18 protein-coding genes are annotated in these 19247 nt (G+C 71.0%); 11 read left to right on the forward strand and 7 right to left on the reverse strand.

Going from position 1 to position 19247, the window contains the following annotated elements:
• The first annotated feature begins 61 nt into the window (after positions 1-61).
• Positions 62-802 (forward strand): SDR family oxidoreductase, encoded by a 741-nt coding sequence (locus ACIA5C_RS02415; RefSeq protein WP_396050401.1) that lies wholly within the window; start codon positions 62-64, stop codon positions 800-802.
• A gap of 4 nt (positions 803-806) precedes the next feature.
• Complete coding sequence (locus ACIA5C_RS02420; RefSeq protein WP_396050403.1) at positions 807-1742, forward strand: SMP-30/gluconolactonase/LRE family protein; 936 nt, start codon at positions 807-809, stop codon at positions 1740-1742.
• Here ACIA5C_RS02420 and ACIA5C_RS02425 read toward each other — a convergent pair whose 3' ends face one another.
• On the reverse strand, positions 1743-2921 hold the full coding sequence (locus ACIA5C_RS02425) for an ROK family protein (protein WP_396050406.1): 1179 nt from the start codon (positions 2919-2921) through the stop codon (positions 1743-1745).
• Positions 2922-3023: 102 nt separating this feature from the next.
• Here ACIA5C_RS02425 and ACIA5C_RS02430 point away from each other — a divergent pair, with 102 nt between their 5' ends.
• From ACIA5C_RS02430 to ACIA5C_RS02445, 4 genes are read left to right on the forward strand one after another with little or no spacing between them, the layout of a single operon-like run.
• Entirely contained in the window at positions 3024-3953 is a 930-nt protein-coding gene (locus tag ACIA5C_RS02430; RefSeq protein ID WP_396050408.1) for a carbohydrate ABC transporter permease, read from the forward strand.
• A 12-nt stretch (positions 3954-3965) separates the two neighbouring features.
• Entirely contained in the window at positions 3966-4907 is a 942-nt protein-coding gene (locus ACIA5C_RS02435; RefSeq protein WP_396050411.1) for a carbohydrate ABC transporter permease, read from the forward strand.
• Between the two features lie 29 nt (positions 4908-4936).
• Positions 4937-6277, forward strand: coding sequence for an ABC transporter substrate-binding protein (locus tag ACIA5C_RS02440; RefSeq protein WP_396051997.1), 1341 nt, complete (start codon positions 4937-4939; stop codon positions 6275-6277).
• A gap of 31 nt (positions 6278-6308) precedes the next feature.
• Positions 6309-6644 carry a hypothetical protein gene (locus ACIA5C_RS02445; protein WP_396050413.1) on the forward strand — a complete coding sequence of 112 codons (336 nt, stop codon included), beginning with the start codon at positions 6309-6311 and terminating at the stop codon, positions 6642-6644.
• A 16-nt stretch (positions 6645-6660) separates the two neighbouring features.
• Here the strand turns inward: ACIA5C_RS02445 and ACIA5C_RS02450 are convergent, their stop codons facing one another.
• Entirely contained in the window at positions 6661-7764 is a 1104-nt protein-coding gene (locus ACIA5C_RS02450) for a PucR family transcriptional regulator (RefSeq protein ID WP_396050416.1), read from the reverse strand.
• A gap of 132 nt (positions 7765-7896) precedes the next feature.
• Here ACIA5C_RS02450 and ACIA5C_RS02455 point away from each other — a divergent pair, with 132 nt between their 5' ends.
• Genes ACIA5C_RS02455 through ACIA5C_RS02475 form a run of 5 tightly spaced genes read left to right on the forward strand, consistent with a single transcriptional unit; the run spans position 7897 to position 12609 of the window.
• The gene (locus tag ACIA5C_RS02455; RefSeq protein ID WP_396050419.1) at positions 7897-9345 is read left to right on the forward strand and encodes an APC family permease; all 1449 of its coding nucleotides are present in this window, start codon (positions 7897-7899) and stop codon (positions 9343-9345) included.
• The gene (locus ACIA5C_RS02460) at positions 9342-10022 is read left to right on the forward strand and encodes an SDR family NAD(P)-dependent oxidoreductase (RefSeq protein WP_396050421.1); all 681 of its coding nucleotides are present in this window, start codon (positions 9342-9344) and stop codon (positions 10020-10022) included. The genes ACIA5C_RS02455 and ACIA5C_RS02460 overlap by 4 nt, the downstream gene beginning before the upstream one ends.
• On the forward strand, positions 10023-10790 hold the full coding sequence (locus tag ACIA5C_RS02465) for an SDR family NAD(P)-dependent oxidoreductase (protein WP_396050423.1): 768 nt from the start codon (positions 10023-10025) through the stop codon (positions 10788-10790).
• Between the two features lie 8 nt (positions 10791-10798).
• Entirely contained in the window at positions 10799-11770 is a 972-nt protein-coding gene (speB, locus tag ACIA5C_RS02470) for an agmatinase (protein WP_396050425.1), read from the forward strand.
• Entirely contained in the window at positions 11767-12609 is an 843-nt protein-coding gene (locus ACIA5C_RS02475; RefSeq protein ID WP_396050426.1) for a polysaccharide deacetylase, read from the forward strand. Before speB ends, ACIA5C_RS02475 begins: the two co-directional genes overlap by 4 nt.
• Positions 12610-12613: 4 nt before the next feature.
• Here the strand turns inward: ACIA5C_RS02475 and ACIA5C_RS02480 are convergent, their stop codons facing one another.
• The 5 genes from ACIA5C_RS02480 to ACIA5C_RS02500 form a co-directional block, all read right to left on the reverse strand.
• On the reverse strand, positions 12614-13570 hold the full coding sequence (locus ACIA5C_RS02480) for an anti-sigma factor RsbA family regulatory protein (RefSeq protein WP_396050428.1): 957 nt from the start codon (positions 13568-13570) through the stop codon (positions 12614-12616).
• Positions 13567-14355, reverse strand: coding sequence for an MEDS domain-containing protein (locus ACIA5C_RS02485; RefSeq protein ID WP_396050430.1), 789 nt, complete (start codon positions 14353-14355; stop codon positions 13567-13569). Before ACIA5C_RS02485 ends, ACIA5C_RS02480 begins: the two co-directional genes overlap by 4 nt.
• Positions 14356-14490: 135 nt before the next feature.
• Complete coding sequence (locus tag ACIA5C_RS02490; RefSeq protein ID WP_396050432.1) at positions 14491-15714, reverse strand: ROK family protein; 1224 nt, start codon at positions 15712-15714, stop codon at positions 14491-14493.
• A 137-nt stretch (positions 15715-15851) separates the two neighbouring features.
• Positions 15852-16706 (reverse strand): LacI family DNA-binding transcriptional regulator, encoded by an 855-nt coding sequence (locus ACIA5C_RS02495; protein WP_396050434.1) that lies wholly within the window; start codon positions 16704-16706, stop codon positions 15852-15854.
• Between the two features lie 8 nt (positions 16707-16714).
• Positions 16715-19219, reverse strand: a complete 2505-nt coding sequence (locus tag ACIA5C_RS02500) for a glycosyl hydrolase 2 galactose-binding domain-containing protein (protein ID WP_396050436.1) — start codon at positions 19217-19219, stop codon at positions 16715-16717.
• Between the last annotated feature and the right edge of the window lie 28 nt (positions 19220-19247).

A 19247-nucleotide genomic window follows, 5' to 3' on the forward strand; every position in this document is an offset into this window, starting at 1 on the left:
CGGCAAGCGCGCTGGTTCCCTGAGCCGGTCGGGGGCGGCCGGGGTGGCAGGATGATCCAGCATGAGCGTCAGGGTAGCCGTGGTGACCGGCGGCGGAAGCGGGATCGGGGCGGCCACGGCACGGGAACTGGCGGGCGACGGCTGGACGGTCGCGATCGCCGGGCGGCGGCCCGGTGCGCTCGACGAGGTGGCGGCGCAGACCGACCGGATCGAGCCGGTGCCGACCGACGTGACGAGCGAGGCCGGGGTGCGGCGGCTGTTCGACACCGTGGTGGCCCGGCACGGCCGGGTCGACCTGCTGTTCAACAACGCGGGCACCTCGGCGCCCGCGGTCGAGCTGGACGAGTTGCCGCTGGACGCCTGGAACCAGGTGGTGGCGGTGAACCTGACCGGCGCGTTCCTGTGCACCCGGGAGGCGTTCCGGGTGATGCGGAGCCAGGACCCCCGCGGCGGCCGGATCATCAACAACGGGTCGATCTCGGCGCATACGCCGAGGCCGAGATCGATTGCGTACGCGGCGACCAAGCACGCGATCACCGGGCTGACCCGGTCGACGGCGCTCGACGGCCGGCCGTACGACATCGCGTGCGGGCAGATCGACATCGGTAACGCGGCGACCGCCATGGGCGCCGGCATGGCCGCGGGCACGATGCAGGCCGACGGCAGCGTCCGGCCGGAACCGGTGATGGACATCGCCGAGGCGGCCCGGGCGGTGCGGTACATGGCGTCACTGCCGCTGGACGCCAACGTGCTGACGATGACCGTGATGGCGACCAGGATGCCGTACGTGGGCAGGGGGTGACGCGATGTATGCGTGGGACGTGGACCGGACGATCGTGCGGTTTCCCGATCCGGCCGTCGAGGTCGTCGACCGGCGGTTCGCCGGGCTGATCGTCGGCCACGAGGTGGTCGAGCGGCTGTGGACCGGCGGGCGCTGGCTCGAGGGGCCGGTGTGGTTCGGCGACGGCCGGTACCTGCTGTTCTCGGACATCCCCAACAACCGGATCCTGCGGTGGGACGAGCGTACGGGCCGGGTCGAGCCCTATCGGGAGCCGTCCGGCAACGCGAACGGCAACACCCGCGATCTCGTCGGCCGGCTGGTCACGTGCGAGCACCTGACCCGCCGGGTCACCCGTACGAACCACGACGGCACGATCACGGTGCTGATGGACTCGTACGACGGCAAGCCCCTGAACGCACCCAACGACGTGATCGTGAGCCGCGACGCGGCGGTGTGGTTCAGCGATCCGGGCTGGGGCATCGTCGGCAACTACGAGGGCGACGAGGCGGACGAGCAGATCGGCCGGTACGTCTGGCGCATCGACCCCTCCACCGGAGCCGGTGAGCCGGTCATCGAGGGCATGGACCGCCCCAACGGCTTGTGCTTCTCGCCCGACGAGAGCCGGCTCTACGTGGTCGACATCGGGCACATCCGGGTCTTCGACATGGACGGCACCCGGCCGGTCAACGGCCGGGTCTTCGTGGACATGTCCCCGGGCGGCTCGGACGGGATCCGCTGCGACCGTGACGGCAATCTGTGGGCGGCGGCCGGCGACGGCGGGGCCGGGTTCGACGGGGTGCACTGCTACGCGCCCGACGGGACGCTGCTGGGCCGCATCCACCTGCCGGAGACCTGCTCCAACCTGGTGTTCGGCGGCGTCAAGAAGAACCGGCTGTTCATGACGGCCAGCCGGTCGCTCTACAGCGTCTACGTGGAGGCCCTGGGCGCACAGTGGCCGTAGTCAGACGACGCCGAGGACGTGCTGAATGCCGACCACGGCCGCGCCGCGGGCCCAGTCGGTGAACGTCAGCGGCGTGGCCACGATGTCGAGGGCGCACCGCTGGACCTCGTGCGGGCCCGGCCGCAGCCGGTCGGCGACGGCCTCGTTCATCGCCGGTGAGGCGGTGAGGGCGGCGACGTCCTCCCCGGCCAGCACGACGCAGGTGCTCTGCAGCGCTCCGGCGAACGTGGCCACCAGGTGGCCGAGCGCCCGGGCCGCGCCGGAGATCAGGTCCGTCGCGGCGGGGTCGCCCGCGTCGCTCGCGCCCACGATCTCGTCGAAGGTGACCGGACGGCCGAGGGCACGGCCGGCGTGGTCCTCGATGTCCTCGCGATTGAGATAGGCCGCCACGCATCCGGGATGGCCGAGCCGGCATCGCGGTCCCCGCGGGTCGACGGGCGCGTGCGCGAGGAGGTGCCCGTTGTCGATCAGTTCCTCGACGGCGATCCCCTCACGGACGACGCCGAACCCGAGGCCCGCGCCGACCGTGACGACGCCGAACGTGGAGTGGGTGCGCCCGGCGCCGAACCACAGCTGCTCGCGGGCCAGCGCGGTGACGTCGTTGGTCACGATCACCGGCAGTCCGGTGTGCTCCGCGACCGGCGTGGCGAGGTCGACGTCGCGCCAGCCGAGAAAGGTTCCTTCCGTCACGATCGCGCGCCGGGCGACCACGCCGCCGACCGCCAGCCCGATGCCGTCGATGGCCGGAACCCGGCGCGCCAGCCGGCCCACCAGCCGGGCGATGACCGTCACGGCGGCGGCGAACGGCACCGTGCCCCGCGCGTCCGGCTTCGGCAGCGCCATCCGGGCGGTGGCCCGGACGGTGCCGAGCATGTCGCAGACCACGCCGTAGGCGGTGTCGGCGGTGAGCTTGCAGCCGACCACGTGGCGGGCGGCGGGCACCGCGGTCAGAACCTGGCGCGGGCGTCCGATCGCGGTCTCCGGCACGAGCGCCTCGGATGCCATGCCGCCGTCGACGAGGGCACGGGCGAGGCGGGACGTGGACGCGTACGACAGGTTCAGGTGGTCGCCGAGGTCCTGGCGGGTGGACGGACCGTGGATCAGCAGGTGTCGCGTGACCGCCAGTTCGGCCGATGACAGTCCCGGTCGCGTCGCCGGCGATCGGGCGCTCTTCACCATCTGCCCAGTCTACGAGTGACCCTTGTCACAGCATTGACCGATGGTCATTTTCAATCAGATTGCAAATAAAGCCAAGGCACATTCTCCGGCGAAGGAGACCCGATGGCGATCAGCACCACTACCCCCACCCGGCACGCCCCGAGAACCGCGGGCGCGGGGCCGAAGCGCCGGGACGACACCCGGCTGGCGATCCTGTTCATCGCCCCCGCACTGATCGGCTTCCTGGTCTTCATGGTGTGGCCGACCCTGCGCGGCATCTATCTGAGCTTCACGAAGTTCAACCTGCTCACGCCGCCGAAGTTCAACGGCGTCGACAACTACGTCCGGATGGTCCAGGACCCGGTGTTCTGGAACGCGCTCAAGGTGACCCTCTACTACGTGGTCGTGAACATCGTGATCCAGACGGCGCTGGCGCTGGTCATCGCCGTGATGATGCAGCGGCTGACCCGGCGGACCTGGCTGCGCGGCCTGGTCCTGACGCCCTACCTGGTGTCGAACGTGGTCGCCGCGATGGTGTTCCTGTGGATCCTCGACTACCAGCTGGGCATCGGTAACAAGGTCATCGCGCTGCTCGGGCTGGACCGGATCGCCTTCCTCTCCGACAGCGCGTGGGTCATCCCCACCATCGCGCTGATCAACGTGTGGCGGCACGTCGGCTACACGGCGCTGCTCATCTTCGCCGGCCTGCAGTCGATTCCCGAGACCGTCTACGAGGCCGGCCGGATCGATGGCGCCAGTGAGGTCACCATGTTCCGCCGCATCACCGTGCCGCTGCTGCGCCCGATCATGGCGCTCGTACTGATCATCACGGTGGTGGGCTCGTTCCAGGTGTTCGACACCGTCGCGATCGCCACGCGCGGCGGACCGGTCGACTCCTCGCGGGTGCTGCAGTACTACATCTACGACATGGCGTTCGGCCGCTTCCAGTTCGGCTACGCCTCGGCGATGTCGGTGGCCCTGCTGGTCATCCTCGCGGTCATCACCTTCACGCAGTACCGGCTGACTCGCGCCGAATCTTCCGACCTGGCCTGAGGAGGGAACCCCATGGCTATCACCACCGTGCCGGTGACCGCGCCGGACGTGCGTACGGAATCGGAACCGTCGCCGAGGGCGGCGTTCAATCCCGGCCGAGCCCTGGCCTGGGTCTTCATGATCTTGATAATCCTGGTCAGTCTCTTCCCGTTCTACTGGATGCTGCGCACCGCCCTCTCGAGCAACAACGCCCTCTACGCCGGCTCGGACAGCGTGCTGCCGGTGCGGTTCTCGTGGGGTGGCTTCGAGCGCGTCTTCGGCCTGCAGACCGGCCAGGCCGCGATCGACGCCGGCGGGGCGGGCCAGGCGATCCAGTTCTGGCACTACCTGCTCAACTCGGTCATCGTGTCCACTCTGGTCACCGTCGGGCAGGTCTTCTTCTCGGCGATGGCCGCGTACGCGTTCGCCCGCCTGCGATGGCGGCATCGGGAGAAGGTCTTCGGCTTCTTCCTGGCCGGCCTGATGATCCCGTCGATCTTCACGCTGCTGCCCAACTTCGTGCTGATCAAGCAGCTGGGCCTGGTCGACACGCTGCTCGGCATCGCCCTGCCGAACATGCTGATGACCCCGTTCGCAGTGTTCTTCCTGCGCCAGTTCTTCCTCGGCATCTCCTCCGAGGTCGAGGAGGCGGCGCTGGTCGAGGGCGCCTCGAAGGTGCGGGTCTTCTTCCGGCTGATCCTGCCGATGGCGTCGGCGCCGATCGCGACCCTGTCGATCCTGACCTACATCACCTCGTGGAACGACTACTTCTGGCCACTGATGGTCAGCTACACCGACCGGTCGCGCGTGCTGACCGTGGCGCTGGGAGTCTTCAAATCGCAGACCCCGCAGACCGGGCCGGACTGGTCCGGCCTGATGGCGGCCACGCTGGTGGCGGCGCTCCCGATGCTGATCCTGTTCTTCTTCTTCGCCAAGCGGATCGTGAACTCGATCGGATTCAGTGGGATCAAATGAGACGCCGCCTAATAGCACTGTTCTCCGTGATGCTTCTCGCCGGCTGCGGCTGGAGCGGCGCCGACGCGACCAACTCCGCGGGCGGCGGCACCATCGAATACTGGCTCTGGGACTCCGGCCAGCAGCCCGGTTATCAGAAATGCGCGGACGCCTTCGCGCAGGCCAACCCGGGGCTGCGGGTGCACATCTCGCAGTACGGCTGGGACGTCTACTGGTCCAAGCTGACGGCCGGTTTCATCGCCGACACCGCCCCCGACGTCTTCACCGATCACCTCTCGAAGTTCGCCCAGTTCGCCGACCTCAAGGTGCTGCAGCCGCTGGACGAGCTCGGCCCGACCAGCGACGTGCAGGACTCCGACTACCAGGCCGGCCTCGCCGAGCTGTGGAAGGGCCAGGACGGGCACCGGTACGGCACGCCGAAGGACTGGGACACGATCGCCATGTTCTACAACGCGGCGGCGTTGAAGGCGGCCGGCGTGGACCCGGCCACCCTGAACGACCTGAGCTGGAACCCGCAGGACGGCGGCACGTTCGAGAAGCTGGTCGCGCACCTCACGATCGACAACAGGGGCGTCCGCGGCGACCAGCCCGGCTTCGACAAGAGCCACGTCAAGCAGTACGGGCTCGGCTCGGACGGCTCCGGGGGCGGCGGCTGGGGTCAGACCCAGTGGTCCGCCTTCACCGGCAGCGCCGGCTGGAAGGCCACCGACCGCAACCCGTGGGGCACCCACTTCGATCTCGACTCGCCGGTCTTCCAGCAGACCCTGGCCTGGTACTTCGGCCTGGCCCGCAAGGGATACATGCCGACCTACGGGGAGATCGGGGGCGCCAACCCGATCGGGCCGGACAAGCAGATCCAGTCCGGCATCGCGGCCATGGGCCTCAGCGGATCGTGGATGATCTCCACCTTCAGCAAGCTCACCGACGCCGCCGGCAAGAAACTCGAGATCGGGATCGCACCGACCCCGACCGGCCCGGACGGGCAACGAGCCTCGATGTTCAACGGCCTCGCCGACTCGGTCACCACGCTCTCGAAGCAGCCGGAGAACGCGGCCAAGTGGGTAAAGTTCCTCTCCGGGGAGCAGTGCCAGGACATCATCGGCAAGTCCGGCGTGGTCTTCCCCGCGCGCCCGCAGGGCACGCAGCTGGCCGTCGACTACAACCGCGACGAACGCGGCCTCGACGTCACCCCGTTCACCGACCAGGTCAAGAACAAGACCACGTTCCTGTTCCCGGTCACCAGCAACGCCGCCGACATCACCGCCCTGATGAACCCGCGCATGGACGCGGTCTACATCGGCAGCGCACCGGTCTCGTCGCTCACCACGCTCAACAACCAGCTGAACAAGCTTTTCCAGGTGGCCCGGTAAGGCCGTCGCGGCTTACGACGCGATAGCGCGCATGTTCGGCATTGTCGGCGAGCCTCGAGCTCGTAATTCAGCCGTTCGACATCGGGAGTCCGCCGAGTTCTGGGGCCTCTCCGACCCTCGGGCCTTCGCCCTGGAGTCCGGCGACACTCTTTTCGCCGAACAACCCGCGGAAGTCGGCTCCGGCACGGTCAACGACCCGGCGAACCGCACACAGCTCGAGATCGACGTGGTGGCGATGGCAGCGCAGCAGGCGAACAGTCCCCGGCGCATCCTGTCCCTGGGCGAGGTCAAATGGGGTGAGGTGATGGGTCGCCACCATCTCCAGCGGCTGGCGACGGTGGTTGACCTGGCGCGGCTGTATTCCTGAACCGCTTCGGGTGTGGTCAGCGGGTCGGGCCGAGGTGGTCGTTGGCCCAGAGGGCGATCGTCAGGTCGGTGCGGCCGGTGGCCTCGAGGGGGTTGGAGCCGGTCAGGTCGCGGACCCGTTCCAGGCGGTGGCGGACGGTGTTGACGTGCAGGTATTGGGCCCGTGCGGTGTCGATCAGGGACGCGTTGGCGGCCAGGAAGGCCCGCAAGGTCGCCACGTAGTTGGTACGGCGGTCGCGGTCGCTGCGCAGCAGTGGTTCGAGCAGGCGGTCGACGAACGGGGCCAGCCGGTCCGGGGACTGCTGGGCGAGCAGGCCCTCCAGGGTGGCCAGTCCCGCCGGGCCGACCGCCTCGCCGGGGCGGCGCCGGGCCAGGTCGAAGGCGGCCCGGGCCTCGGACAGGGCGCGGGAGGAGTCGGCCAGGGGCACGGTCCGGCTGTAGCCGCAGGGCAGGCTCAGGTCGGCGGAGGCGCGGCGGACCGGAGCGTCGGACGCGGTGACGGCGAAGGCCACGGCCGAGGTGTCGCCGAGCAGGGCGGCGACGGTGCCCAGCGCGGGGCCGAGCCGCCGGGCGGTGCCGGCCGGCCAGACCGAGAAGATCAGGGCGCCCGTGGCCAGGCCGGCGGCCGTGGCCAGCGGTTCGAGGGCGGCCGGGGCGGCCAGGCGCTCGGCGACCAGGGCGATCAGTTCGCCGGTGCGCTCGGCCGCCCGGAGTTCCGAGGTGCCGGCGTCGGCGCGGCGGTCGGCGATCCACTCGCTGATCGCCATGAAGGGCCGGCCGAGCGGGGCCACCAGCAGGGGCATTGCGTGGGCCCGGCAGGCGGCGAGCAGAGCCTCGGGCACGCTGTCGTGCACGTCGCCGGTGCCGAAGCAGATGCCGCTGGCGCCCACCGCGGCGACCGCGCCGACCAGACGGCGGGCCGTCTCGTCGCCGGTGACCGCGGTGCCGACGGTGCAGACCAGTTCGCCGCCGGACAGGTAGGGCGACGGGTCGAGCAGTTCGGTGGAGTGCGCCCAGCGGACCGGCCGGTCGAGCCCGCCCGCCGGGTAGGCGCACTCGAGGTCGAGCGAGGGCTCGCCGACGAGGTCGGCCAGCGTGGTCGGCGGCGGGGTGTCCGGCACGGGGCTGCTCCTTTGGAGGATCGTACAACCCGGGGACCGCGAGCTCGTCGTCTCGTACCGCAATAAGGGTTTGACCTTGTGCTTTGCCTCTCCATCCCGGGATCTTTCGCCGAAAGAATCCCCGGAGGTCCGATGAGCCACGCGTCCTCGACACCCCATCCCGACCACGTGCTGAGGCGCGAGTTCTCGCTGTGGTCGTCCTTCGCCTTCGCCTTCGCGTTCATCTCGCCGATCGTGGCGCTGTACGGCATCTTCGGTCTCGCGATCGGGGTCGCCGGCGGCACGTTCTGGTGGGGCTTCCTGGTCGTCTTCGCCGGGCAACTGCTGGTCGCGCTGGTCTTCGGCCAGCTGGTCTCGCGGTGGCCGCTGGAGGGCTCGATCTACCAGTGGTCGCGCCGGCTGGTCGGCAAGGGTTACGGCTGGTTCGCCGGATGGGCGTACCTCTGGACCCTGGTCATCGCGATGGCGACCGTCGCCCTGGGCGCGGCCGGGTTCCTGGCCAACATCTTCGGCGTCGACGCACCGACTCCCGGCCAGAAGTCGTGGATCGCGGCGGCGATCCTGATCGCCGGAACCGCGCTGAACCTGATCGGCCGGCAGGCCCTCAAGATTTTCATGACCGCGAGCATCGTCGCCGAGGTCATCGGGTCCCTCGGCCTCGGCACCTGGTTGCTGCTGTTCCACCGCCACCAGCCGCTGTCGGTGCTCACCCATGGCGGCCACGGCTACTTCTCGCTCTCCGGGCCGTTCCTGGTGGCGGTGGCTTTCATCGGCTGGTCGTTCGTCGGGTTCGAGAGCGCGGGCGCGATCGCCGAGGAGGTGCACGAGCCGCGGCGCAACCTGCCCAAGGCGGTGATCTTCTCGCTGACCTTCATCGCGATCGTGGTCATGTACTCCAGCCTGGCGATCATCCTGGCCATCCCGGACATGGGCGACGTGACCTCGGCGCCGGACGCCCCCGACCACGTCGCCGACCCGGTATACGGCACCCTGACCGCCGCTCTGGGCAGCGGCATCGCCCGGCCGGTCGAGGTGCTGTTCGTCTTCGGCTTCCTGGCCAGCTTCCTCGCCCTGCAGACCTCCGGCTCCCGGATGATCTGGGCGTTCGCCCGCGACCACGCGCTGCCGGCGCCGCGGCTGCTCGCCCGGCTTTCCCGCGGCCAGAAGCAACCGGTCGTGGCCATTCTCGTGACCACGGTGATCGGCGCGCTGCTGTTCCTGCTCAGCAACGTGTCGCCGAACGTGTACGCGCTGATGGTCAACTTCACCACCGGCGGGTTCTTCCTGGCCTTCCTGTTCGCCCTGGTCGGCGCCCTGGCCGTGCAGCTGCGCGGCACGTGGCAGCCGGGGCCGTTCAGCCTCGGCCGATGGTCGCTGCCGCTGACCGTGATCGCGGTGCTCTGGGCGGCGTTCGAGTTCCTCAACATCTCCTGGCCGCGCGCGGTGAACGCCGACCGTTACCTGGACTGGTCGGTGTGGATCGCGGTCGCCGTCCTCGGTGCGGTCGGCGCGGTCATCTTCGTGTCGATGCGCGGGCGGATCACGGCGTCGGCGGAGGAACCCGTCGGGGTGCGACAGTGACCCGGGTGGCGGTGGTGACCGGCGCGGCCAGCGGCATCGGCGCGGCGATCGCGGCCGAGCTGAAGGACCGCGGATGGCGGGTGGCCGGCCTCGACCTCGTGGACGCTCACGGCTGCGACTTCTCGGCCCGGGTCGACGTGCGGGACGCGGCGGCGGTGGCGGGCGCGGTCGCCGAACTCGGCCCAGTTCAGGCCGCTGTCTCCGTCGCCGGTTACTACGAGATGCTGCCGGTCGAACAGATCGAACCGGAGCGCTGGCAGCGGATGCTCGGCGTGCACCTCGGCGGCCTGGTCAACCTCACCCGCGCCACACTGCCGGGCATGCTCGGGCGCCGGTCCGGCGAGATCGTCGCCATCGCCAGCGAGCTCGCGGTCGGCGGCGGCGCCGAGGACGCGCACTACGCGGCGGCCAAGGGCGCCATCCTCGGACTGGTCCGCAGCCTGGCCGCGGAGGTCGCGCCTTCGGGCGTACGCGTCAACGCCGTCGCGCCCGGCCCGACCGACACGCCCCTGCTCGCCCCCGACTCACCCTGGCGGGCCCCGGACTACCTGGCCACCCTGCCGTTACGCCGGTTGACGAAACCGGAAGAGGTGGCGTTGTGCGTCGCGTGGCTGCTCGAAGAGGGCACGTTCGCGGTCGGTGAGGTCCTCAATCCCAACTCCGGAGCGGTGATCTGAATGGGTGCCACCGACCTCACCGGCCGGGTCGCGCTCGTGACCGGCGCCGCCCAGGGCATGGGCGCCGCCCACGCCGACCGGCTCGCGGCGGACGGCGCGACCGTCGTCGTCAACGACCGGGTGCCGGGCGCGGCCCTCGACGAGGTGGCCGCGCGGGTCGGCGGCGTCGCGATGCCGGCCGACGTGCGGGATCCGGCGGCGGTCACCGCGCTGGTGGGCGCGGTCGAGCGGCGCTTCGGGCGCCTCGACGTGCTGGTCGCCAACCACGCGTACATGAGCATGGCGCCCTTCCTCGACCACGATCCGGACGACTGGTGGCGGATCATCGAGACCAACCTTTCCGGTACGTTCCACCTGATCCGCGCGGCCGTGCCCGGGATGCGGTCCCGCGGCGAGGGCCGGGTCATCGTGGTCTCCAGCGGGTGGGGCGTGACCGGATGGCCGGAGGCGACCGCGTACGCGGCGTCCAAGGCCGGGCTGATCGCGCTGGTCAAGACGCTCGGGCGGGAACTCGCCCCGGACGGCATCATCGTCAACGCGATCGCACCCGGCGTCATCGACACCCCTCAGCTGCAGGTGGACGCCGACGCGGCCGGTCGGCCACTGGCCGAGATGCACGCCGAGTACGCCCGGGCGATCCCGATCGGACGGATCGGCGCGCCGGCCGAGATCTCGGCCGCGGTGTCGCTGCTGGCCGACTTCCGGCTCCAGTCCATGGTCGGCCAGATCGTGCAGGTCAACGGCGGCGAAAACCGAACCCGAGCCTAAGGGGCAGCGTGAACGAGCACCACCTCCACTACGACAACGGCGTCATCGGGCCGGTCGACGGACTCCAGGTTCCGCGCTACGCCGGGCTCACGACCTTCGCCCGGCTCCCGCGCCGCGAGGACGTCGGCGACTACGACGTGGCCGTCCTGGGCGTCCCGTTCGACTCCGGCGTCACCTACCGGCCGGGGGCCCGGTTCGGCCCGTCGGCCATCCGCCAGGCGTCGCGGCTGCTGCGGCCCTACAACCCGGCGCTCGACGCGGCGCCGTTCCGGATCGCCCAGGTGGTGGACGCGGGCGACGTCGCCTGCAACCCGTTCGACATCGAGGCCGGCCTCGTTCAGATCCGCGACGGCGTCGCCGAGGTGACCCGGGACGGCCGGCCCGTCGTGGTTCTCGGCGGCGACCACACCATCGCCTTGCCGGTGCTGCGGGCGCTGCACGAGCGGCACGGACCGCTCGCGCTCGTCCATTTCGACGCCCACCTCGACACCTGGGACACCTACTTCGACGCCCCGTACACGCACGGGACGCCGTTCCGCCGGGCGAGCGAGGAGGGCCTGATCGTGAAGGGCCGCTCGGCCCACGTCGGCCTCCGCGGCTCCCTGTACGACCGGCAGGACCTCGCCGACGACGATGCGCTCGGCTTCACCGCCATCCACAGCCGCGACGTCGACAGCATCGGTGTCCCCGGCATCGTCGACCGGATCCGCGACCGGGTCGGCGACGCGCCGCTGTACGTGTCGGTCGACATCGACGTGCTCGACCCGGCGTTCGCGCCCGCCACCGGCACTCCGGAAGCCGGCGGCCTCACCAGCCGGGAACTGCTCGCGATCCTGCGCGGACTCCAGCCGCTGCGGCTGGTCGGCGCCGACATCGTCGAGGTGGCACCGGCCTACGACCACGCGGAGATCACCGCGGTGGCGGCGGCCAACCTGGCGTACGAGTTCGTGACGCTGATGGCGATGCGGAGCAGCCGGTGAACTGGCCGGACGGGTTCTCCGCCGCGGCCGCCTTCACGTTCGACGTCGACGCCGAGTCGGCGATCCTGTGGAACGCCCCGCACCACGCCGACCGGATGAGCGTGATCAGCCACCAGGCGTACGGCCCGCTGGTCGGCGTCCCACGGCTGCTGGGCCTGCTCGAACGGCACCGCATCCGGTCGACGTTCTTCGTGCCCGGCTACACGGCCGAGCGCTATCCGCAGACGGTCAAGGCGATCGTCGCCGCCGGGCACGAGATCGCCCACCACGGCTACCTGCACGAGCAGCCGACCGGGCTCAGCCGGGCGCAGGAGATCGAGGCGCTGGACCGCGGGCTGGACGCGCTGCGGCGTACGGCCGGCGTCACCCCGGCCGGCTACCGGGCGCCGATGTGGGACCTGTCCTGGCACACCCCGGCCCTGCTGGCCGAGCGCGGCTTCCTGTACGACTCCAGCCTGATGGACGCCGACGCCCCGTACGAACTGCGCGTCGACGAGCGGCGCAGCCTGGTGGAGATCCCGATCCAGTGGAGCCTCGACGACTGGGAGCAGTTCTGCTATCTGCCCGACATCTCCGGCAGCGGGCTGATCGAGACGCCGGCCAAGGCGCGCGAGCTGTGGCAGGCCGAGTTCGACGCGCTGCACGAGGTGGGCGGCTGCTGGGTGATGACCAACCACCCGTTCCTGACCGGGCGGCCGTCCCGGGCCCGCGAACTCGGCCGCCTGATGGAGCACGTGACCTCGCACGACGACGTCTGGGTGGCCGCGCTCGGCGACATCGCCGCGCACGTACGCGGTCTGGGTCTGACGCCGCGCTCGATCGTCCGGCCCCAGCCGTAGCGTCTCAGACGACCGGGCTGCCGGTGCTCAGGCGCACGGTGAACCCGTGCTCGTCGGAGGTGAACGCGACGTGACCGCAGATCTGGTGGGTGATCCAGAGGCCCAGCCCGCCGCCGTTGGCGTTGTTTCCCGGCAGCAGCCCGGCGAACGGGTCGCCCGGTCCGTGGCCCGCGTCGGTCACCTCGACGATCACGCGGGCGGTGTCCGTCCAGATCCGCATCCGGGCGGGCGGCTGCCCGTAGCGGGCGGCGTTGGTGACGATCTCGCTGACCGCGACCAGGAACTCGTCCAGATCGCTCGCGGCCAGCCCGGTCGGCGCCGTCTCGCGCACCGCCTGCCGGGCCCGGCTCGCCGAGGGACCGGTCAGTTCGGCTCGGGGTGCGGTCGCGCGGAGCCGGTCCGGTGGCAGCGGGCGCCGCTCGGCCAGGAAGACGCGGGGGTCGATGTAGGGCTCGTTGGCCGGGTGCCGGCCGTCGGGCAGCGCGGTCCGGGGATGGGTACGCGCGACGTCGTCGAGCACCGGCACGGGCGTGGTGCGCACGTCGTAGGCGCACATGCTCCACAGCGGGAACTCGTCGTACGCGTGGTTGATGGCCGACTCGTAGCGGGCCCACGAATCCCAGACCGGGCCGAAGGACGCCGCCGGCAGCTCGCCGATGATGCGGATCTGCGCGGCGCCGCCGGCGACGAGGTCGCCGAGCATGCCGCGGTACGCGCGGATGGCCGCCGCCGGGCGCGCATAGGTGTCGCCGCCCGCGAGATAGGTGACCGGGCAGTCCGCCGGAAGCGCGGCCCGGACCAGCTCGGCGTTGCGCTGCCCGAGCGCCACCACCGCGGGCTCACCCGCCTCGGCACCGCCGGTCAGGAACGGCACGACGACGCCGAGCAGGTGCTCGTCGGAGTCGTAGCAGACCGCCTCGTGGTAGTAGCCGTGGTGCCCGGCCGCCGCTCCGGTTCTCATGCCCCGGCCTCGATCCGGACGTGGCGGAGTCCGAGGAGGTCGGCGAGCCGCTGTGTCCCGGTGTGCGGGGTGCGCAGGACGGCGGTCGTGCCGTGCCGCTCGGCGAACCGCTCGAGGATCAGGAGGCTGCGGTGGTCGGCGAAGCGAAGGCCGTCGGCGTGCACGACGATCGGCCGCCCGGTACGCACCGGGCCGGTCCGGTGCAGCGCCGCCGTGAACAGGTCTTCGGTGGCCGCGTCCAGCTCGCCGTCGAGGAACACGTCGTCGCTCTCCGGGTCGGCCGGATGCAGGTGGAACGGGGTGGCCCCGGCGCTCGAACGCGGGTGCAGGCAGGCCGCCTCGGCGATCGCGGTGTCACCGAGCGCGCCGCGGTCGTAGCCGCACACCGCCCGCATCGGTGCGGTGAGCATGTAGCGGCCGATGGCGAACTCGTACCGCGCGAAGGCGTCGAGCTGGGCCGGGCTGCCGACCAGCCCGCTGACCTCGGCCGCGACCCGGAGCCCGGAGTAACCGGCGGCGAGCGCTGCCTCGGTGGCCGCGGTGTAGGCGGCGACCTGGGCCGCCGGATCGACGACGGAGCCGGTCGCGTAGGCCTCGGTGACGTCGACGAACCGCCCGGTGCCACCGAGGACGGCGGCGACCTCCGAGGTGGCGGTCGCACCGACGTACCACGTGAGTTCGCCCGCGGCGGCGCCCGCACCGAGGAACTCGACCGCGCAGGCCCGGAAGTCGGCGAGATCGTCGTACGCCCAGCACAGGTGGCCGGCGGCGGGCGAAGGTGTCATCGAGCGCGGCTGACATGGGGAGTCACCCGGCAAATATTAGGAGTGCCGGGCCGCCGTTGCCACCGGAGCGATCGTCAGGGACGCCCGGGGCTCCGGGGCCGGGCCGGGCGGTGGAGAGGTCGGCGTGTGGAGGCCTCAACTGCGCAACTGGGACTGCAACACCAACGCTGCGGCGCCGGTGGCTGACGCCATCGCCGCGGCCGAGGACACCGTGACCGACACCGCGCGGTGCCAGGTCCGGGCGTCGGCCGCGGTCAGCCGCGATCTGATCGCGGGGCCGTAGATGAACGATGCGGCGGCGAATCCAGGACCGGTCAGCACCAGCAGGTCGATGTCCAGGAGGTTGACCAGTGACTCGGCGGCCGCGGCGACATAACGGGCAGACTCGGTCAGCAAAGCTGTGCAACGGGGGCCGCCGGCTCGTGCCGCGCGAGCTATCGCGGTGAATTCCGTGACCGTCCGGTGCACCCCGGTCCGCGAATCCAGTTCGGCCTCCGCGGCGGCCACCGGGTCGGCCCGGGCGGCCTCGACGACGGCGCGAGGCCCGGCCACTGCCTCGAGGCAGCCCCGGCTGCCGCACCAGCACGCGGGCCCGTCCACTTGGACGATCACATGACCGAACTCGCCGGCGTTGGCATGACGTCCCTGTAGCGCGACACCATCCAGCATCAGTCCGCCGCCGATGCCACTGCCCAGGTAGAGGGCCGCGAACGGCCGATTCCGGTCCAGCCGGGCCACCCAGTACTCGCCCACTGCGGCGGCGGTGGCGTCGTTCTCCACGTGCACCGGCCAGCCCGTCACCTCGGCGATCCGACGGCCAAGATCGTGGCTGCGCCAACCCCGCAGGTGCGGAGGCGGCTCGTCGAGCCCAGCGACCCCATCGCGCGGTCCCGGCCAGACGATGCCGATGCCCCAGCAGCGCGCGCGGTCCACACCCGAGCCGTCAAGCAGTGCGTCGATTCCGGCCACCAGATCCCGGACGACGCTGTCGGGTTCGATGTCGGCCGGTGCGGGCCGGGCCAGTCGCGAGATCACACCTCCGGTCTGACCGGTCAAGGCGTAGGTCGTCAGCCCCTCGTCCAGGTGAATCCCGACCGACAAGCGCGCGCCGGAGTCCAGACCCAGCAGCGTGCGCGGCTTGCCGGCGGTGGGCGCCCGGCCGGTCTCCACGACCAGGCCTTCATCCAGCAGCCGGCGTACCGTCATCGAGACAGCGGCTTCGGTGAGCCCGGTCCTTGCGGCCAGCTCGACCCGGCTGAGCGGTTCGGCGGCCCGGATGACATCAAGGATTCGTTCCCGTGCCCCCGGGCCGTTACGGCCCGGATTGACACCGTCGTGGGCCAATGCCGAGGTGCCCATGGCAGCCCCCTTTTCTGTACGACCGCTCCGGCGCGCGTTTCGCTGCTAGGACACATTGCCGGCCTGGTCGGCTGCTCGAGAGTAGCTGGAACGGGAGAAGCCGATCGAGCCATTACCCGGTCGCCGCACCCTCTTCTCTAGGTCGGCGCGGGGCCCGTACTGGCCCGCCTCACGATCCGGATCGGTGGACCGGCGTGGTCGCGGCGCGGAGCGCCGGCCAGCACGTCGAGTACGGCCCGGCCGATGCCGACGCCGTGTTCATGCGCGTCGACGCTCATCGCCGACAAGGGCGGGACCGCCAGCTCACAGAGCGCGGAGTCGGCGTAGGCCAGCAGGCTCATCTGCTCGGGCACCTGTACCCCGGAGCGCACCAGGTCCTCCTCGGCAGCGACGGCCATCACGTCGTTGTCGAACACCACCGCGGTGGGGGGCGGCCGGTCGGCCAGCAGCTCGCGAGCGCCTCGCACACCTGCCTGGGCACTGTAGTCGGCCTCGACGATGCGTACCTGAATGCCCAGCCGTTTCCCGGCCGCGCGCATGGCTTCCGAACGCTCGGCGGTGTGCACCAGGTCGGCCGGTCCGCTGACACGGCCGATGATCCGGTGCCCCAGGCCGCCCAGCAGCTCGACCGCGGCGTCGATGGCGCCGGCGTCGTCGGTCACCACGCTGGTGAGCGCCGCCGGACCTGGGTAGCGACCGGCGAGCACCGCCGGCAGCCCGGCAGCGGCCAACCGCGCGGGGCGGATGTCGCCGTGCACGAGGTTCACCACGACCACCGCTTCGACCGTGCCACCGGCGGCCCACCGTTCGTACGTCGCCAACTCCGCGGCGGCATCGCGAACGACCAGTAGCAACACGCTGGCACCGGTAGGAGCGAGGACCTGTTCCAGGCCGCCGATGAGCTCCATGAAGAAGGGCTCGACGCCGACCCGGGCGGCATTCTCGGTGAGCACGAGACCGATCAGCCTCGGTGCGTCGAGCGTGTCGTCCATGGCCGGCCTCAGCGAGCACCCGCCGGCACGACGAGGGCGTTCGCTGAACGCAGCACCTCGGGTGCGGTGAAAGCCTCCGGGTCTACGACGGTGCCGGTACGGACGATGAATGTCCGTGTCTCGCCCGGCAGCAGGTCGACCAGCATGTCGTCGATCATCGCGTCCGGCGCTATCCGATCGGCGAGCACGGCTACGTCTCGGGCGAACGACGAGGCCGTCACCGTCACCGCCCAGCCGTCGGGCGTCAGCTCGGCGGCGGCCGAGACGGCGTCCGGTTCGTAGGCGAGCTCGGTGTCTTCCGCGAACAGCCGGACGGCGCGTAGCCCGTCGATGTCGGCGATCACCACCTCGCGGCTGGGATCCCCGACCGCGAGCAGGTCGGCTGGTAGCGGTGTGTCGGTCACCGCGCGGGGCGGTGCGAGCAGATCGATCTCCGCGGTAGCCAGTTCCCGGCCGTCGAAGTCGCTGCGTACCAGCCTTACCCGCCCCTCCCACGGCTCTGCGGTGTCGTTGACGGCGGCCAGAGTCACGTCGTCGCCGCGCAACTGAAAGCTGATCAGACGCGGCGCGTACGACCGGCGCAGCGCGTACCAGGCCGGCTTGAGCCGGCCGTCGCCGTCCACCACCGCCCACGAGGTCACCGGCCAGCAGTCGTTGAGCTGCCAGAGGATGCTGCCCATCGTGTGCGGAGCGAGCGAGCGCAGGTACTGCACGGCGTACGTCGTTGCCCTGGCCTGATTGAGCTGGGTCGCCCAGTGCCATGCGGGGAATTCGGCCGGCACCGGCAGATGGTGGGCCAGGCCGCGATCGAGCTTGCCGTTGCCGTCGGCGGCTTTCTGATGCAGCAGGAAACCCGGTGACTCCTTGCGCAGGTCCTGAAGTTCCAGCGCGGCGGTCAGGGTGGACCAGGCGGGCGGCGCCTGCCAGCCGAACTCCGAGCAGAACCGCGGCGTGAAATTCGCGTGCCACGTGTAGTCGCGCCGGTTCCACGCCTCCCACTCGTGGCGGGTACCGTACCGGTCGTCGTTGGGGTGTACCAGTTCCGGATCGAAGCCGGGGCTGGACGGGCTGCCGGGGTGGTACGGCCGGGTCGGGTCCAGCTCGGCCAGCAGGGCCGGAAAGTCCTCGTAGTAGTAGCGGGCCCCCCAGCTGAGGCCGCCGAGGCGGGTCTTCCAGTCCCAGTCCTCGTGACCCCAGATGTTCTCGTTCCCGCCGTTCCAGATGACCAGGGACGCGTGCGAGCACAGCCGGGTGACGTTCTCCCGGGCCTCGGCCAGGATCTCGGAGCGGATCGGGTCCTCCTCCGCGTAGGCAGCGCAGGCCAGCAGGAAGTCCTGCCACACCATGACGCCGCGCTCGTCACAGACATCGTAGAAGTCGTCGGACTCGTAGATGCCGCCGCCCCAGATCCGGAGCAGGTTGGCGTTGGCCGCTACCGCGCGGTCGACCGCTTCGGCGTACCGCTGCCGGGTCAACCGGGTCAGCAGGTGGTCCTCGGGGATCCAGTTGAGTCCGAGCGCGAAGATCTCCTGGCCGTTGACGACCAGCGCGAAGCGGCTTCCGGCCTCATCGGGGCTCTGGTCCAGCGTCACCGAGCGGAAGCCCACCCGCCGGACGAAGGTATCCAGCGCGGCGCCCTCGCCGGCCGGGTCGAGCAACTCGACCGTGACCCGAGCCAGTGGATGATCGCCGTACCCGGCCGGCCACCATACCGGGGCTCGCGGTATGACGAACTCCACGACGCCGCAGTCCGCGTTCGCCGGGACGGTGATGTCGCCGACGACGCCCGCGGAGCTGGTCGGGAGGTCACCGACGGTTACCCGGATCGGCAGGTCACGAGCCGATTCCAGCCCTGAGCGCTCGATCTCGACGTGTACGCGTAGCCGGCCGGTGCTGCCGTCGGCGTCCAGGGTCGCCAGCGGGCGTACCTGCGCGAGCCGGGCCACACGCCAGCGTTCCAGACGTACGGGCTTCCAGATGCCGGCCGTCTGCAGGTCCGGCCCCCAGTCCCAGCCGAAGCTGCAGGCCATCTTCCGGACGGCGTTGAACGGATGGTCATAGGCGCGCGGCCGGGCGCCGACCTGGTCCTGGACCGCCTCGGCATGCTCGAGCGCGGAATCGAACCGCACCGCGAGCGAGGTGTCGGTCCCCGGCAGGGCCTCCCGCACGTCGAACCGGTAGCTGCGGTGCATGTTCGCGGTGCGACCCAGTTCGACCCCGCCGAGCAACACCGTGGCGACGGTGTCCAGTCCGTCGAACACGAGGTCGAGGCGTTCGTCGGCAGCGGCCGGCGCGGCCGACACCGTGGTGTCGTATCGCCAGGTGCTGCGATGCAGCCACCGCAGGTCCGCCTCGTGAGTGCCGACGTACGGATCGGGGATCAGCCCCGCGGCCAGCAGGTCGGTGTGCACGGTGCCCGGCACGGTGGCGGTCAGCGGCGAGTCGCCGACCTCCGGGGGGACGCCGCCGACAGCCCGCACGGTCCAGCCCGAATGGAGGTCGTTCTTGATCATGTGATGGCGTCCCGTCGTCTCTGAAGTC

Origin of the sequence: Actinoplanes sp. NPDC051343, assembly GCF_044455125.1 — a bacterium.
In the GTDB taxonomy this organism is placed as follows: Bacteria; Actinomycetota; Actinomycetes; order Mycobacteriales; family Micromonosporaceae; genus Actinoplanes.

Excerpts from the sequence above, each read along its gene's own strand:
- ACIA5C_RS02415 (WP_396050401.1), top strand. The coding sequence starts at position 62 with ATGAGCGTCAGGGTAGCCGTGGTGACCGGCGGCGGAAGCGGGATCGGG.
- ACIA5C_RS02420 (WP_396050403.1), top strand. The coding sequence starts at position 807 with ATGTATGCGTGGGACGTGGACCGGACGATCGTGCGGTTTCCCGATCCG.
- ACIA5C_RS02425 (WP_396050406.1), bottom strand. The coding sequence starts at position 2,921 with ATGGTGAAGAGCGCCCGATCGCCGGCGACGCGACCGGGACTGTCATCG.
- ACIA5C_RS02430 (WP_396050408.1), top strand. The coding sequence starts at position 3,024 with ATGGCGATCAGCACCACTACCCCCACCCGGCACGCCCCGAGAACCGCG.
- ACIA5C_RS02435 (WP_396050411.1), top strand. The coding sequence starts at position 3,966 with ATGGCTATCACCACCGTGCCGGTGACCGCGCCGGACGTGCGTACGGAA.
- ACIA5C_RS02440 (WP_396051997.1), top strand. The coding sequence starts at position 4,937 with ATGCTTCTCGCCGGCTGCGGCTGGAGCGGCGCCGACGCGACCAACTCC.
- ACIA5C_RS02445 (WP_396050413.1), top strand. The coding sequence starts at position 6,309 with ATGTTCGGCATTGTCGGCGAGCCTCGAGCTCGTAATTCAGCCGTTCGA.
- ACIA5C_RS02455 (WP_396050419.1), top strand. The coding sequence starts at position 7,897 with ATGAGCCACGCGTCCTCGACACCCCATCCCGACCACGTGCTGAGGCGC.
- ACIA5C_RS02465 (WP_396050423.1), top strand. The coding sequence starts at position 10,023 with ATGGGTGCCACCGACCTCACCGGCCGGGTCGCGCTCGTGACCGGCGCC.
- ACIA5C_RS02480 (WP_396050428.1), bottom strand. The coding sequence starts at position 13,570 with ATGAGAACCGGAGCGGCGGCCGGGCACCACGGCTACTACCACGAGGCG.
- ACIA5C_RS02485 (WP_396050430.1), bottom strand. The coding sequence starts at position 14,355 with ATGACACCTTCGCCCGCCGCCGGCCACCTGTGCTGGGCGTACGACGAT.
- ACIA5C_RS02490 (WP_396050432.1), bottom strand. The coding sequence starts at position 15,714 with ATGGGCACCTCGGCATTGGCCCACGACGGTGTCAATCCGGGCCGTAAC.
- ACIA5C_RS02495 (WP_396050434.1), bottom strand. The coding sequence starts at position 16,706 with ATGGACGACACGCTCGACGCACCGAGGCTGATCGGTCTCGTGCTCACC.
- ACIA5C_RS02500 (WP_396050436.1), bottom strand. The coding sequence starts at position 19,219 with ATGATCAAGAACGACCTCCATTCGGGCTGGACCGTGCGGGCTGTCGGC.